Source organism: Proteiniphilum sp. X52 (assembly GCF_003712195.1).
Taxonomy (GTDB): Bacteria; Bacteroidota; Bacteroidia; order Bacteroidales; family Dysgonomonadaceae; genus Proteiniphilum.
The window spans coordinates 45,665-60,566 of the sequence record NZ_RDSD01000018.1 but is presented as its reverse complement, the minus strand read 5'-3'; the positions used below and the strand labels follow the sequence as shown (position 1 = coordinate 60,566).

The 14,902-nt window shown below is 47.2% G+C and carries 12 protein-coding genes and 1 riboswitch; of the genes, 6 read left to right on the top strand and 6 right to left on the bottom strand.

Features of this window, described 5'->3' with window-relative positions:
- Window positions 1–5: 5 nt before the first annotated feature.
- Together D7D25_RS13355 and D7D25_RS13350 are read left to right on the top strand one after the other, a co-directional pair.
- Window positions 6–383, top strand: a complete 378-nt coding sequence (locus D7D25_RS13355; RefSeq protein ID WP_122969446.1) for a phage holin family protein — start codon at window positions 6–8, stop codon at window positions 381–383.
- Entirely contained in the window at window positions 380–763 is a 384-nt protein-coding gene (locus D7D25_RS13350; protein ID WP_122969445.1) for a hypothetical protein, read from the top strand. The genes D7D25_RS13355 and D7D25_RS13350 overlap by 4 nt, the downstream gene beginning before the upstream one ends.
- On the opposite strand, the gene D7D25_RS13345 is transcribed toward D7D25_RS13350, so the two are convergent.
- On the bottom strand, window positions 756–3,056 hold the full coding sequence (locus D7D25_RS13345; RefSeq protein ID WP_122969444.1) for a bifunctional (p)ppGpp synthetase/guanosine-3',5'-bis(diphosphate) 3'-pyrophosphohydrolase: 2,301 nt from the start codon (window positions 3,054–3,056) through the stop codon (window positions 756–758). The genes D7D25_RS13350 and D7D25_RS13345 overlap by 8 nt on opposite strands.
- 350 nt (window positions 3,057–3,406) lie before the next feature.
- Window positions 3,407–3,503, top strand: a riboswitch (TPP riboswitch).
- Window positions 3,504–3,608: 105 nt separating this feature from the next.
- On the opposite strand from D7D25_RS13345, the gene D7D25_RS13340 reads away from it, so the two are divergent.
- Both D7D25_RS13340 and pnuC read left to right on the top strand, forming a co-directional pair.
- Complete coding sequence (locus D7D25_RS13340) at window positions 3,609–5,843, top strand: TonB-dependent receptor (protein ID WP_255417307.1); 2,235 nt, start codon at window positions 3,609–3,611, stop codon at window positions 5,841–5,843.
- Between the two features lie 75 nt (window positions 5,844–5,918).
- On the top strand, window positions 5,919–6,485 hold the full coding sequence (pnuC, locus tag D7D25_RS13335) for a nicotinamide riboside transporter PnuC (protein ID WP_122969443.1): 567 nt from the start codon (window positions 5,919–5,921) through the stop codon (window positions 6,483–6,485).
- 60 nt (window positions 6,486–6,545) lie between these two features.
- Here pnuC and lpdA read toward each other — a convergent pair whose 3' ends face one another.
- From lpdA to D7D25_RS13315, 4 genes are all read right to left on the bottom strand, one after another.
- A complete protein-coding gene (lpdA, locus tag D7D25_RS13330; RefSeq protein ID WP_122969442.1) occupies window positions 6,546–8,255 on the bottom strand; it encodes a dihydrolipoyl dehydrogenase in 1,710 nt (569 codons plus the stop codon).
- A gap of 33 nt (window positions 8,256–8,288) precedes the next feature.
- Window positions 8,289–9,389, bottom strand: coding sequence for a dihydrolipoamide acetyltransferase (locus tag D7D25_RS13325; protein WP_122969441.1), 1,101 nt, complete (start codon window positions 9,387–9,389; stop codon window positions 8,289–8,291).
- A gap of 9 nt (window positions 9,390–9,398) precedes the next feature.
- Window positions 9,399–10,400, bottom strand: a complete 1,002-nt coding sequence (locus tag D7D25_RS13320; protein WP_122969440.1) for an alpha-ketoacid dehydrogenase subunit beta — start codon at window positions 10,398–10,400, stop codon at window positions 9,399–9,401.
- A 283-nt stretch (window positions 10,401–10,683) separates the two neighbouring features.
- Window positions 10,684–11,676: a thiamine pyrophosphate-dependent dehydrogenase E1 component subunit alpha gene (locus D7D25_RS13315; RefSeq protein WP_122969439.1), complete on the bottom strand. Its 993-nt coding sequence runs from the start codon at window positions 11,674–11,676 to the stop codon at window positions 10,684–10,686.
- Between the two features lie 969 nt (window positions 11,677–12,645).
- On the opposite strand from D7D25_RS13315, the gene D7D25_RS13305 reads away from it, so the two are divergent.
- Together D7D25_RS13305 and D7D25_RS13300 are read left to right on the top strand one after the other, a co-directional pair.
- On the top strand, window positions 12,646–13,107 hold the full coding sequence (locus D7D25_RS13305) for a hypothetical protein (protein WP_122969438.1): 462 nt from the start codon (window positions 12,646–12,648) through the stop codon (window positions 13,105–13,107).
- Window positions 13,108–13,325: 218 nt separating this feature from the next.
- Entirely contained in the window at window positions 13,326–13,952 is a 627-nt protein-coding gene (locus D7D25_RS13300) for a thiamine diphosphokinase (RefSeq protein ID WP_122969437.1), read from the top strand.
- Window positions 13,953–14,042: 90 nt separating this feature from the next.
- On the opposite strand, the gene recO is transcribed toward D7D25_RS13300, so the two are convergent.
- A complete protein-coding gene (gene recO, locus D7D25_RS13295) occupies window positions 14,043–14,765 on the bottom strand; it encodes a DNA repair protein RecO (protein ID WP_122969436.1) in 723 nt (240 codons plus the stop codon).
- Between the last annotated feature and the right edge of the window lie 137 nt (window positions 14,766–14,902).

Sequence of the window (14,902 nt, the reverse complement as noted above, 5' to 3'; positions counted from 1 at the left end):
AAACGATGGAAGAGAAAAAAGTGAGCACGCTATTCGAGGAAATGCGGGATGATATTTCGAACTTCATCTCCAGTTCGCTCGAACTGGCGAAACTGGAAGTGTATGAGAAAGTGAGTCTGGGTTCAGCCTCGATCAGTTATGGTCTGATCATAGCATGGATCGCTTTGGTAGCGCTTTTTTTCGCGCTGGTAACAGCAGCCCTCTACCTGGCTGAACTGCTTGAAAGCCTCTGGGCAGGCTTCGGCATTGTATCCGCATTTTCCATTTTGGTGTTGCTGATCATGCTACTTTTGAAAAAGCGTTTCAACCGGAAAATATCAAATGGGGTAGTACGCTTTCTGATGGCGCAAGATGATAAGGATAATAAAAAGAGTGACAAATGAGTACCTATAAATTGACTCCGCTGGAGGAACTTCGGTTAGAAAAGAAACGGTTGCGTGAAGAACGTGTCATTGCAAGTCAACGGCTATCGTATCAATTACAGTATTTGAACGATAACTGGGGAACGATGCTCACCAAAGGCATCACTTCCTCGGTAAAATCAAAACTGGCCGAAACAGTAAATCATTTGTCGAGCGGTTCTTCTTATTCCATCACTCCTTTTGGGACAAGGAGGACCAACCCCTGGTTGAATCTCGCCTTGTCGAATCTCCCTCTTATAGGATCCCTCTCATGGAAAGTCGCCAAACCGGCACTCATAGCATTTGCTGTCAGGAAGATTCCATCCATGCTGTTCGGTAGAAAAAGAAAAAGAATTAAATAGTGGATCTGTGGACGGTGCTTACACCGTCCACTTTTGCTATCTTGGCACAGAGTTGATTCACTTCTTCCGCGCTATGGACATGTATATTGAACACGCCCTCAAAGATGCCGTCATTGGTGGAAACATTTACGCTCTGTATGTTCACCACCACATCCTCTGACAGTTTCGACAGTATGGTTCCCAATATCCCCACCCGGTCTATTCCCGTAAAAACGATGGATGCCAAAAAAGAATATTGCCGGTAATCGCCCCATTTCACCGCAATGATCCGGTCACCAAAACTGGATTTCAACTTCAAGCCTGTCCGGCAGGAACGTTTGTGCACCTCCACCTCCTCTTTCTCGGTCACATAGCCGAATACCTCGTCACCCGGAAGCGGGTTACAACAGGAAGAAACAATGAAATTCTTGCGGAAATTGGTTTCCGTAAGCAGGAAATCAGCTTTCCGGTCAATCTTCTCCCTTTCTCCCGCCAACTCTTCCGACACCACGGATGCTTCGGATTCCTTTTGTCCGTTCTTTATATTCCTCTGATCGACAGGCGGCGCCTTTTTGATGGCATTCATCGCCTGTTTCATATACCGCACGAACAGGTTATCCTGTTTCTCCGGTTCGATCTTCATTTTAAAGAAGGCCTCTTTATTGGAAGGAAGCGAAACTTCGTTATTGCCGATCAGATAATAAAGGTCATCTTTGTTCTCAGCCTTATACACATGAAGTATCTTATTAAAGACTGTGTTGTCGATAGGTTCATTTTCAAACAGCTCTTCAAGCATTTTCCGCCCCTTTTCGGTAATCCTTCGCCGCTGCCGCCGCAACGACGCCTCAATCTTAGTCCGGGCTTTGGCCGTGGTGACGAAATTGAGCCATTCCGGCTGCGGGTTGACCGATTGAGAGGTGAGTATCTCCACCTGATCGCCACTACTTAGCTTCCGACTGAGTGGGACCAGCGTATGATTCACCTTGGCGCCTAAACAATGATCGCCTACCCTGGTATGGATGGTATAGGCGAAATCGAGTGCCGTCGCTCCCTGCGGAAGGGTTTTTATCTCGCCTTTGGGAGTGAACACGAAAATTTCAGACGAGAAAAGATTCATCTTTACCGTATCCAGAAAGTCGATGGCATTCGGATTCGGATTGGCCAGCACCTCCTGGATGGTTTTCAACCATTTGTCCAATTCATTGTCCTCTTCAATCCTGTTTTCCTTATATTTCCAGTGGGCGGCAAATCCTTTTTCGGCAATATCGTCCATCCGGCGGCTGCGGATCTGTATTTCGATCCATTTTCCGTCCGGCCCCATCACCGTAAGATGCAGCGCCTGATAACCGTTGGCCTTGGGATGGCTCACCCAGTCGCGAATACGGTCAGGACGAAGTTTGTATATATCGGTGATGGCGGAGTAAATGTCCCAGCATTGCTTTTTCTCATCCATACCGGGATGTACTTCGAAAATAATCCGCACGGCAAACAGGTCGTACACCTCCGAGAATTCAATCCCTTTGGTCTGCATCTTGTTCCAAATGGAATAGACCGACTTGACCCGCGCCCGCATCTCATATTCCATATCCATCTTATCGAGCGCCTTTATCACTGGAACGGCGAAATTTTCATATATCTTGTTTCGCTCCGGCGCTGTCTCCTCAATCTTTCGTGTCAGGTCGGCATAGGTTTCAGGATGCTCATACTTGAAACAGAGTTCTTCCAGTTCGGTTTTGATAGCAAAAAGCCCCAGGCGATGCGCTAACGGGGCATAAATATAGAGTGTCTCCCCTGTGATCTTGTACTGTTTGGCAATCGTCATGGAAGAGAGCGTACGCATATTGTGCAGCCGGTCCGCGATCTTGATAAGGATCACGCGGATATCATCCGACATGGTCAGCAGCAGTTTTCTGAAGTTCTCTGCCTGCGCCGACACATTCTCCCCAAACATGCCATGCGAGATTTTTGTCAGACCATCCACAATCTGCGCGATCTTCTCGCCAAACAGCGCGCGGATATCTTCCACGGTATAATCGGTATCTTCCACCACATCATGCAACAGGGAAGCGGAGATGGAGGTAGACCCCAACCCCATTTCTTTCGACACAATACGGGCTACCGCCAGCGGATGCATGATATAAGGTTCTCCCGAACGCCGGCGCGCGCCTTTATGCGCTTCTTTCGCCATGTTATACGCGCGGGTGATGATGTCCACCTTCCGCCGGTGATTCGAATTCAGATAATCGCTCAGAAGAGCCTGAAACTCATCCTCAATCATCTGGTCTTCCGCAACCAGTTTTTCTTCCTCGTTCATATACCTCTTTGACCCTGTTTATGCTCGTTCATTAAAATGAGCCGTTTAACCGCTTTTTCACCATTCATCAATGTATGATCATCGGCCATATACGGCAGGTATGGAAAAAGCCCGATGAAAATCCGGAAATTTCCCTTCAGCAAACTATTTCGTTAAGCAAGATGAGCAGAAGACAAGCTTGCTTGGATCATGCCATTGCGGGAAATAGTCTGACTTAAGTGAACGAAATTACAAATAAATCCAAAAACAACACCTATCCAACCGGTTATTTTTGCCTTGACAACTATTTCGGATGTTAAAAAACAGCAGATGACTCTCCTTCTGAACAAAATTGGCCTATCTTTGTTTACTCATTCGACAGGGGGTGCCCAAGTAAACGGGCTGAGATCATACCCAAATCACCTGATCCGGGTAATGCCGGCGTAGGGAATAATAGTCCACACTTCGTGGTTTTTCTGGTATACATCTTCACAAATCCCCTTTTTTATTTCACTCATTAACGATGCACGATGCAAGTCGCGTTGTCCATCCTAAAATTTAAAGTAAAAGTAAATGAAAAAGGTTTTTTTATTGCCGGCAATCCTGTTGGCATTGGTCTATCAAGCAAAGGCACATGAGGTGCCATCCGACACTCTTAGTCAAATTCAACTGGAAGAGGTAATTGTTTCCGCCACCCGCGCCGGGCAAAACACACCGGTGGCCTATTCCAACATCTCTTCGTCAGAGATACGGAAACAGAATGCGGCCCGAAATATTCCGGCTATCCTGCAAACTACCCCGTCATTGGTCTCTTTTACCGAGGACGGATTAGGCGTAGGCAATGCGGCATTCAGGATCAGGGGCACCGACGCCACGCGCATCAACGTGACCCTCAACGGGGTACCGTTGAACAATCCCGAAAGCCAGGAGGTCTATTGGGTAAACTTGCCCGATCTATCCCACTCATTACAGAACATCCAGATACAGCGGGGGGTGGGAACATCCACCAATGGATCGGCCGCTTTTGGAGCCAGCATCTCCCTGCAAACGGCCGGGGCGCGTTCCGAGGCCTATGGGGAAGCTTCTACCGCGGTAGGCAGTTATGGCACATTCTTGTCCAATATAGCCGCGGGAACAGGGATATTGAAGAATGGATTTTCGTTCGACACCCGCTATTCCCGTGTGTTGGCCGATGGCTATATAAGAAACGGGAAGGTGGACCACACCAACCTGTATGCCGCATTATCCCATTACACTGACAAGCAGCTGTTTCGTATGATCTACATGAAAGGGATTCAACATACCGGCATCACCTGGGTGGGTGTTTCTGAAAAGCAAATGAAGGACCAAGAGTATGGACGGCGTTACAATCCGGCCGGGGAATACAAAGACGACGCGGGCAACAGGCTCTACTATGACAATGAAACCGACAATTATTACTCCGATATCCTGCAACTCACCCTTGCAAGGGAACTGGGCCGGAATCTAACGATGAACGCGGGACTCAGCTACAACCATGGTTACGGCTACTACGAAAATTACCGCTACAACAGAAAATATTCCGATTTCGGGTTAAAGCCGCAGACAATTGGCGACAGCACCTATAGCCGCACCGACTTCGTACGGCAAAAGTTGATGAAAAATGATTTTTACGTGGCCAACCTCAGTTTCAACTATACAAAGAATAACCTGGAAGTGACCTTTGGCGGAATGTACAGTTTCTATGACGGCGACCATTACGGAAGGCTCCCCTGGATAAAACACTCGGAGAATATACCCGAGAATTACGAGTGGTACCGCAACGTGGGTGAAAAATCGGAAATGAACCTCTTTGCCAAGGCAGAATACCAACTGAACGGGAAACTCTCTCTTTTCGGTGACCTGCAATACCGCCGCATTGGCTACCGTTTCCGCGGTGTCGATGACGATTTGATGGATCTGACGGGAGAATTCAATTACAACTTCGTGAACCCGAAAGCCGGCCTTTCGTTCCGGATGAACGACCATAACCGGTTCTATGCCTCGGCCGCCGTAGGACAACGCGAACCTCTCCGAACCGACCTGAAAGATGGGATAAAAGGAGGCGCTGTCAATCCCATCAAGCCAGAACGGATGATCGACTATGAGTTGGGGTACCGACATCAGGGAGAGAGTGGTATCCGATTAGGAGCAAACCTCTATTACATGGATTACCATAACCAAATGGTACAGACCGGAAAGCTCAGCGACATAGGATACAAATTGATGGAAAATGTAAAAGACAGCTACCGGGTCGGCATTGAACTGGAAGCAGCCATACCCCTCTTTAACAACACATTCTTCTTGGACGCCAACACCACACTCAGCCGGAACAAGATCGACAACTACACGGCCTACTTTGACCTGTATCATAACGAGGAGGATAGCAAGAGGATAGGACAGATATCCGAAGATTACGGGACGACCGACATTTCATTCTCACCCAGCCTGGTGAGTGCCATAGGAGTTACCTGGCAGCCCACAAACGCTCTCTACCTAAACCTGATAGGGAAATATGTAAGCAAACAGTATCTCGACAACACATCGGACGATGCAAAATCGATCGACGCCTATTTCGTGAGTAACTTTTCCGCCGGTTATACCTTTAAGCCATCGGCCCTGGGAACTCTCAACCTCCAGGTTTTTGTCAATAACCTGTTCAACAAGAAATATGTAGCCAATGGATGGGCATCCACAGATGCTTTTGAGAACGGAAGCACCATCAATCGGACTGGATACTATCCTCAGGCACCCAGGAATTATACGGCGCGGCTTACGTTAAGTTTCTAGGAAATCATATACATAGTAAACGGATTTTCTCCCTTCACCGGGGAAATCCGTTTGCCTTTACATAAAAACCAAATCATGCAGACCATTGAAATTATCGGCGCGGTGATCGGACTACTCTATCTGTATCTGGAATACAATGCCAGCAAATGGTTGTGGCCGGTGGGTGTGCTGATGCCTGTCGTCTATGTGTGGATATTCTTCCAGAGCAAGTTCTATGCCGACATGGGAATTAATGTGTACTACTTCTTCGCCACTATCTACGGCTGGATGCGATGGACAAAGCATCAATCGGAAGGATCGGAGCTGCCGATCAGCCACACCCCCCGACACTATATCCTGCCTCTGTCGTTGATAGGCACTGTTGTTTTTGCAGTTATCGCCTTTATACTGATCCGTTTCACCGACAGTCCCGTCCCCTACGGCGACAGCTTCACCACAGCGCTTAGCATCCTCGGAATGTGGTTGCTTGCCCACAAACATGTGGAACAATGGTGGTTTTGGTTCTTGGTGAATATTGTTTCCTGCGGACTTTATATATGGAAAGGACTCTACCCCACTTCCATTCTCTTCGCGATCTATTCGGTGATCTCCGTATTCGGTTATTTCAAATGGAAACGGATGATGAAAGGGGAAAAAGGATAAAAAAGAGCGGGCCCCGGTCATCTTTCTGCCGGAACCCGCCACAAGCAATATATAATTTATTTACTTCTTCTTTTTGGGGATATGCACCGCTTCACCCAGCACATCGGCAAATGCCTCGAACAACGCTTCGGAATAGGTGGGATGCCCGTAGATGGTCTTTATCACTTCATCCACGGTAATCTCCATTTCCATGATCAACGACGCCTGGGTAATGATTTCCGCGGCAGACGGGCCAATGATATGCACCCCCAGCACTTCACCATAGCGGTTATCAGCAATCACTTTCACGAAACCATACGCTTCACTTGACGCCAAAGCACGACCGTTGGCGGCAAAGTTGAACCGCCCGATACGGATATCGTCATACTTCGCCCGCGCTTCTTCTTCGGTCAGGCCGACCATCGCGACCTCCGGAGAGGTATAGACCACCGACGGAGCTGAAAGCAACTTGATGGAACGATGATTGCCCTTTACCACATTTTCGGCGGCTACCTCACCCATGCGGAAAGCCACGTGCGCAAGCATCTTGATGCCGTTTACGTCGCCGGGCGCGTAAATCCCTTTCACGCTCGTCTCCATGTATTTGTCCACCTTTATCTTGCCCCGCTCGGTTTCGAATTTCATCTCACCCATCCCTTCCAGATCGGGTACACGGCCAATAGAGATCAACGCCTTATCGGCGATCACCGACTCTTTCCCGTCGATCTTGATCTCCAGTTTATCACCTTTATCCACGATTTCAGTAATACGGGCAGAGGTAATTACTGTCATGCCTTTCTTCTTGATGATCTTGGTCAATTCGGCAGAAACCTCATGGTCAAGAGGCGGCACAATACGATCCATCATCTCGATGATAATCACTTTGGATCCGAGGCCGGCAAACGATTGTCCCATCTCAGTGCCGATCACGCCACCGCCAATGACAGCCAGTGTCTCGGGCACCTCCTTGATAGCGAGAAGATCGTCGCTGGTGAGCACCTTGTCGCTCTCGATACCGGGGATATTGATCTTGGATGCTTTGGAGCCACCTGCCAGGATAATCTTGTCGGCTTTGAGGATCTGCGAGTCGTTCACTACCACATCTTTATTCTTGTTGATCTTGCCAATGCCCTGATAAATGTCCACACCATTGCTCTTGAGGAGTGCCACAACACCGCTGGTCAGTTTTTTCACTACCCCGTTTTTGTACTCCTGCACTTTCTCCATATCCACTTTGATCTGTGAACTGTCGATGAGAATCCCTCTTGTGGATGCTTCGCGGATATGTTCGATGATCTCGGCATTCTTCAGATATGCTTTGGTGGGGATACATCCCACATTCAGACAGGTACCGCCAAACTCGCCTTTCTCCACAATGGCCACCCTGGCTCCCAATTGCGCCGCCTTAATGGCGGCCACATATCCGGCGGGGCCTCCTCCTATCACCACCACATTGTAATTGTCCTCAAGACGGATCATCCGCTTGTCTTCCTCACTCTCCTTCTCTCCGGTATCCTCAATCACTTCGGGCATCAGCGTGTCAACCGACTCGTTCTCCGCCCCGATATAGCCGATCACTTCTGTTACCGGTACGGTATCACCATCGGGATGCACGATCTTCAACAGGATACCCGATGCTTCCGCTTCGATCTCCATACTGGTTTTGTCGGTCATTATCTCAAGAATAATCTCGCCTTCTTTTACCGGATCACCCTCTTTCTTCAACCATTTCACCACTTGCCCTTCGGTCATGTCAATACCGGCCTTGGGCATGATTATTTCATAAGCCATATATCTGTTTTTTTGTATTTCCTATTGCCACTCTTAAATCAATAAAGTGATCGGATCTTCCATCAATTTTTTCAGCTCGGTCATGAATTTCGCTGCTGTCAGCCCGTCGATGATACGGTGATCGCTGGTAAGGCTCATCTTCATGATGGGCCGCACCACCGCCTCGCCGTTCACCGGCACCAGTTTTTCCTTTGTCGAGGCGACACTCAAAATGGCGGCGTTGGGTTGGTTGATGATGGCAGTGAATTCATCTACAGGGTACATCCCCAGGTTACTGATCGTAAATGTGCTTCCGGCCTGCTCGTCGGGCAACAGTTTCTTTGAAAAAGTGCGTTCCGTCAAATCTTTCAATGCGACCACAAATTCGCTGAGAGACATTTGGTGGGCGTTCTTCACTACCGGCACCAGCAGACCTTCGTCCAGGCCGACCGCCATTCCCAGATGCACATGATTGTGGAAGGTCAGTTCCGTTCCTTCGGGATTGAGACTGGCATTGATATACTTGTGTCTCAACAGCGTTTTCACTACCGCCAGCGAGATCAGGTCGGTCACGGTCAGTTTTTTCCCGGTTTTCTCCTGTATGGGTTCGATCAACCGTTTACGTAACGCCAGCATCTCGGTCATGTCCACTTCCCATGTCTGGATAAAAGTGGGTATGCCGAAATAGCTTTCCGACATCCGTTTGGCGATGATTTTCCGCATCTGGGTCATCGGCACAGTCTCGGTTTCTCCCGCAACCGGCACATCCTGTGACGCGGCAGGCGCCTTCTGTGATGCCTCTGTTGTGGGTTTGGCCGTAACCTGATCTGGTTGGGAGACGGACACTTCTCCAAAATCATTGAGCGTGAATCTGGTTTTCAGGTCGGGATCGGAAATGAGTTGCAAGACATCATCTTTCATGATCTTATCGCGGTGTCCCGATCCTTTTACCCCTTTCAGGTCTATATTGTGCACTTCGGCAATATGGCGGGCAAGCGGAGAAATATGTGTTTTCTCCTCGTAATTGAAATTGGCTATATCGTCCTTATGGATACGTCCCTTGTAACCTGTGCCGGTCACACTGAGCAAATCCACTCCCAGACGTCTCGCCAAAGCCCTGGCCGCCGGTGTTGCTCTCAATCTTTTATTTTCCATCACTCCCTTTTATCGGTTATTCACTAATTTGAGGATGTATTTCTTGATCCGCGCCACATTGGGTATCATGGCGGCCTCCAGTGTCTGGTTATAGGGGATGGGCACATCCTCACCGGCAAGACGCAATATCCGTCCATCCAGAAAATCGAACGCGTCGCTTTCGGCAATCATGGCGGCTATCTCGCCGATGAAACCGCCTGTTTTATGCGCATCGTTTACCAGCAACACCTTCCCGGTCTTCTTCACCGACTCAAGTACCGCCTCTTTGTCAAGCGGCGCCAAGGTACGCAGGTCTACCACCTCCACACTAACCCCTTCGCCTTCTTCTACCTCTTTGGCCGCCTGCATCACCCTCTCCAGCATACGCCCATAGGTGATGACCGTTACATCTTTCCCTTCCTTCTTAATTTCAGCTTTCCCGATGGGCAATACAAAGTCCGGATCAAGGGGCACTTCACCTTTCATATTATATTGTGCTTTATATTCGAGGAAGATGACCGGATTATTATCGCGGATAGCCGCCTTGAGCAATCCTTTCACGTCGGCCGGCGTACCCGGGGCAATCACTTTGAGCCCGGGGATATGGGTAAACCAGGCCTCAAGCGATTGAGAGTGTTGCGCGGCCGAACCAACGCCGCCTCCCGCGGCGGCGCGGAACACCACCGGTATCCGCCCTTTCCCACCGAACATATATCTTGTTTTGGCAGCCTGATTCACAATATTATCCATCATATAGACGATAAAGTCCATAAATGTGACATCCACAATGGGTCGCATCCCGGTCATGGCCGCCCCTATGGCTGCGCCGGAAATGGCATTTTCTGAAATAGGCGTGTCACGCACACGTTCCTTGCCGAACTCTTCGAGCATCCCTACCGATGTTCCGAAATCGCCTCCGAAAATACCCACATCTTCTCCCATCAGGAACACGTTCTCATCACGACGCATCTCTTCCGACATTGCCATGATAATGGCATCGCGGACAGACATGAGCTTTGTTTTATTTTCCATCTGTTTTTTCTGCTGTTGTTATTTTGTATAAGCGACAAAGACGATGAAGTCTCCGCATACTGTCATTTTTATTGGGGTCCATTGTAAGAAACTGTTTTGAATTTTACGAGTAATTATTTTACGCTTATTTTTCCACTCTTTCATTTTGTTTTTTGCCCTTTTTCGCGCCTTTGAACTTTCATTTCTTTTAAGTGGCCCGCCACATTTCAATCAATGAAAATCCAAATCCATCAAAAAATGGCTAAAAAACAATCGATGAAAAAATTCAAAACAGCTTCTAAAATTAATCTGCAAAAATGTCTTCAAATGCCGATTCCAGTGTCGGTTCCGGACTGCTTAATGCAAATTTCACAGATTCTTCCACCGCGTCCTCGGATGCTTTCTCTATCGCCTCGATCTCCTGCGCGGTAGCTGTTTTGTTTTCAAGAAGGTATCTCTTGAAACGCTCAATCGGATCTTTTTGTTTCCATTCATCCACCTCTTCTTTAGTCCGGTATTTTCCGGGATCCGAGGTGGAATGCCCTAACCACCTGTAGGTGACCGCTTCCACCAGTACCGGACCATTGCCATCACGTACATACTGCACTATCTCCTCGAATTTATGGTAGACAGAAAGCAAATCATTCCCATCTTCAATAAAGTGTCCCGGAATTCCATAAGCACACGCGCGTTGATAATTGTAATCGATGTTGATCACATCTTTAATCGGGGTACTGATCCCATACATATTATTTATGGAATAGAAAATCACCGGCAACTTCCAGATGGAGGCCATATTCAATGTCTCATGGAAAGTTCCTTCGTTACAGGCACCATCGCCAAAACAACAGAGAACGATCTTTCCCGTTTTTTTCATTTTCTGAGTGAGTGCGGCGCCGACGGCCATTCCCATCCCTCCGCCTACAATCCCGTTCGCACCTAGATTCCCTCCGTCGAGATCGGCAATATGCATGGAGCCCCCTTTCCCTTTACAGGTTCCCGTAGCTTTCCCCATGATTTCAGCCATCATTCCGTTGAGGTCTATCTCCAAGGCAATACTTTGCCCGTGTCCGCGGTGATTGGAAGTAATCAGGTCAAATCCGGCCTTTATCGCGCCAATCGCACCCACATTAGCAGCTTCCTCCCCTATGGAGAAATGCGTCATCCCGGGTATCTTCCCCTTTTTCACAAGCCGGTTCACCTTGCTGTCGAAATTCCGGATATCCAGCATCAACCGATGCATGTGCAACATTTTCTCTTTTGTTAATTCACTTTCTTTTGATTTTGTTCTGGCCATAGCAGCTTACTTTCATTTCATTAAAATTAGTCCTCTTCCCTCGACATAGTTAAAGCAGATTTTGCCTCTGTACCCACTTAAAGAAATAGTTCCCGCGAATGCATACTCCAAGCAAGGTTGACTTCGTCTTCCTCCTTCGCACCTCCCCAAAACTCAAAGAAGTTTGTGTTGGGTTCCAGCTTGTCGTCAGCTGTCTTCCGCTCATTTAGCTTAACGAAAACGCTCTATAAATATGTCTTTGTGTATCCTTTAATAATTAGAACAATTCTACATAAGAACAGTTTTTCAATCCTATTGTTTGAAAAAGCCCTGCTTTTATGTTTTATTAAATATTTATTGGCTATAGAGCCCTGAATCAGGAATCAAGACTTTTTGAAGTGAAGAATGAAAAGTGAAGAATGAAGAATGAAAAGTGAAGAATGAAAAATGAAAAATGAAAAATGAAGAATGAAGAATGAAGAATGAAGAATGAAAAGTGAAGAGGGAAGAATGAAGAGGGAAGAATGAAGAGGGAAGAGGGAAAAATTCAGGATTATAAAAATATTTACGACATTTTTGTCGTAAATAAAAATAATATATCTTTGGCAAAAACAGGGCGGCTTTGAGATCAAACGTGAAAATCTTCATTCTGTCACTGTAGCCGATATCGTCAGGACTATCGATGGAAATACTTTTTCCGAAGGTTGCGCACTGGGATTGGAGCAATGTGATGAAAAACGACCCTGTCCCATGCATTATCCTGTGGAAGAGATCAGGAAAGAGATGAGAGTTGTCCTGCAAAATACCACAGCTTACGAGCTGGCAATGGAAATTAAAAACAGGGAAACCCTGCTGAAGCGATAATTTTTTCAGATAATTTACGACAAAATTATCTGAAATAAAAAGAAGATCAACCCGCCTGGTTTTACCAGGCATACCAAAAACAGAATAGTCAAACAACATTCATAATCACAGCTAAAATCAGAAAAGATGCAAACGAAAGAGATTCAACTTTACATGCTGGCATTCCCTATTGTTTTTCTCTGGATAGGATTTGTGTGTGCCATCAGTTTCATGGAGGCGTGGTTAAAATTCAGGGCGCCGGGGGTAACCCTCCCGTTAGGGCTGGGTATCGGGAGCCTGATATTTAAAGCGTTGAACAAAGTAGAATGGGTATTTGCCATTCTTATGGCGGTGGATCTGTTCCTGCTTCATCGTGGAATAGGGATAAACCCACCCGGGATATTATTCCTGACCGCACTACTGATACTCATCATACAAACCCTTTGGCTACTACCCGCACTCGACGCACGCATTCCGCTTTACCAACAAGGGCTTGAAGTACCGTCATCACCTCTCCATTTTTACTATGTGGCAACAGAAGTAGTCAAGGTTGCCTGCCTGATCATCACAGGTATTCTTTTTTTAAGATCAATCCGCATCATATCATAAAAGCTCCAACTTAAAAATGATTTAGTATGACACAGATGAAATTATGGATTGCATTTGTACTGGCGGTAGGGATATGGTTTGCCGTACTAGGAAAGATAGTCATGAGTCTTTTGTGTTAGCGGGAGAATTCATGCCGGCGGTTATCTTTCATTGGCACATCTTTTATACCTTTGCGGTAACTGTTGCATTCAATGGAAATGGAGCCAAAGTTGTAAAAGATGAACAAAAACAAGACAGCCACAACGGTAATTATTGCCAACGGACGGTTTCCCAGCCACCCCGTTCCCCTATCCTGCATCAAAGAGGCAGAGTTTATTATCTGCTGCGATGGAGCGGCCAACGACTTCATCGCCCGGGGAGGGGTACCCGATGCCATTGTGGGCGACTGTGATTCGATCTCGGAAGAGAACAGGATCCGTTTTGCGGATATCCTTCATCCCAACCCCGACCAGGAAACAAATGATCTCACCAAATCAGTACAGTTTTGTGTGGAAAACGGCAGACGGGAAATTATTATTGTAGGTGGAACCGGAAAACGTGAAGACCACACCCTTGGGAACATATCGCTATTGGCCGACTATGCAGAGTTAGCAGAGGTCATCATGCTGACCAATTGGGGCATCTTCACTCCCATTCACTCTACCACGGTGTTTAAAAGTTACAAGGGAGAACAGGTTTCCATTTTCTCCATCGACCCTAAAAAGCTCACCACACACAATCTCAAATATCCGGTCGAGGGAAGGATATTGACAAACTGGTGGCAGGGGTCATTAAATGAGTCGTTGGGAGATTCTTTCAGCATTGACCCCGAAGGAAGAGTCATTGTTTTCCAAGCACATAGATAATTCCCGCCGCGTTCATTTACCCTAATTTGACCCGGAATCCCGGGAGTTGACATCCACCCACTCTCAGTGAGTGGATTGAAACCAACTTTATCACCCCATTTCACGTAGGACTTCCAGCGATTTCAGCGGCGGGAAGTTATAGACGTGTAACCGGTAGTAGTCCAGCAACTGATCTATGATCTCATTGCGGTTATTCCGTGATAGTTTGAAAAGATGCATATTGCTGTAGTTGATGCGGTACAGATCCCGCAGGTAATTACTCCCTCTCCTGTCCAGATAATAAGAATGCGTCGGTTCATTCACCACGAACTCTCCATGCTGCAGATCAAAGAAAGAATAATTCCCTGTAAATTCCGTGTTGGGATAGATTCCCAGAAAACGTGTCAATCCCATCATAAGCGCCAGATGGAAGTTCGCGATCCCGTTTTCGGCTGCCTCCAGCGTCTCGATCGAGTTCTTCAGGTAATCGAATGTCAACTCATTATTGTCTGACTCTCGGAGCACAAACGATAAAAATTCCGAAATAAAAAAAGCCATCGACACCTTGGTCATATTGGTACACAATTCATATAACGGAAACTGCCTCTCCACCTCCTTCAGCCTCTGCACATCGCGCAACGGCATATGCTCTACTTCCAGGCGCAGTACCGACAATGGAAAGAAAAGCGAAGAGCGCATTTTCGTCTTTTTCCCGCGCGATATGGGCAACAGGTAGGAGACCTTACCGAAATCACGCGTGAAAAGATGCGTAATAGAGTAAGTATCGCTATAGGAAGTAGTGCCGAGTACTATGCCTTCTGTCTTGAATAACATGCTACAGGTTACCGTTTATAGAATAGCAGGACAAATATAGTGAAAGCCGAGAGAAAAGCCAAGCTTGCTTGAGTTTTCAGAGGCGCATGCCATGTTCTCTAAAATTAAGGGAATTTGGTCACACTGATATTACCTTT

Coding starts and splice junctions, on each gene's coding strand:
- D7D25_RS13355 (WP_122969446.1), top strand. CDS start 6: ATGGAAGAGAAAAAAGTGAGCACGCTATTCGAGGAAATGCGGGATGAT.
- D7D25_RS13350 (WP_122969445.1), top strand. CDS start 380: ATGAGTACCTATAAATTGACTCCGCTGGAGGAACTTCGGTTAGAAAAG.
- D7D25_RS13345 (WP_122969444.1), bottom strand. CDS start 3,056: ATGAACGAGGAAGAAAAACTGGTTGCGGAAGACCAGATGATTGAGGAT.
- D7D25_RS13340 (WP_255417307.1), top strand. CDS start 3,609: ATGAAAAAGGTTTTTTTATTGCCGGCAATCCTGTTGGCATTGGTCTAT.
- pnuC (WP_122969443.1), top strand. CDS start 5,919: ATGCAGACCATTGAAATTATCGGCGCGGTGATCGGACTACTCTATCTG.
- lpdA (WP_122969442.1), bottom strand. CDS start 8,255: ATGGCTTATGAAATAATCATGCCCAAGGCCGGTATTGACATGACCGAA.
- D7D25_RS13325 (WP_122969441.1), bottom strand. CDS start 9,389: ATGGAAAATAAAAGATTGAGAGCAACACCGGCGGCCAGGGCTTTGGCG.
- D7D25_RS13320 (WP_122969440.1), bottom strand. CDS start 10,400: ATGGAAAATAAAACAAAGCTCATGTCTGTCCGCGATGCCATTATCATG.
- D7D25_RS13315 (WP_122969439.1), bottom strand. CDS start 11,676: ATGGCCAGAACAAAATCAAAAGAAAGTGAATTAACAAAAGAGAAAATG.
- D7D25_RS13305 (WP_122969438.1), top strand. CDS start 12,646: ATGCAAACGAAAGAGATTCAACTTTACATGCTGGCATTCCCTATTGTT.
- D7D25_RS13300 (WP_122969437.1), top strand. CDS start 13,326: ATGAACAAAAACAAGACAGCCACAACGGTAATTATTGCCAACGGACGG.
- recO (WP_122969436.1), bottom strand. CDS start 14,765: ATGTTATTCAAGACAGAAGGCATAGTACTCGGCACTACTTCCTATAGC.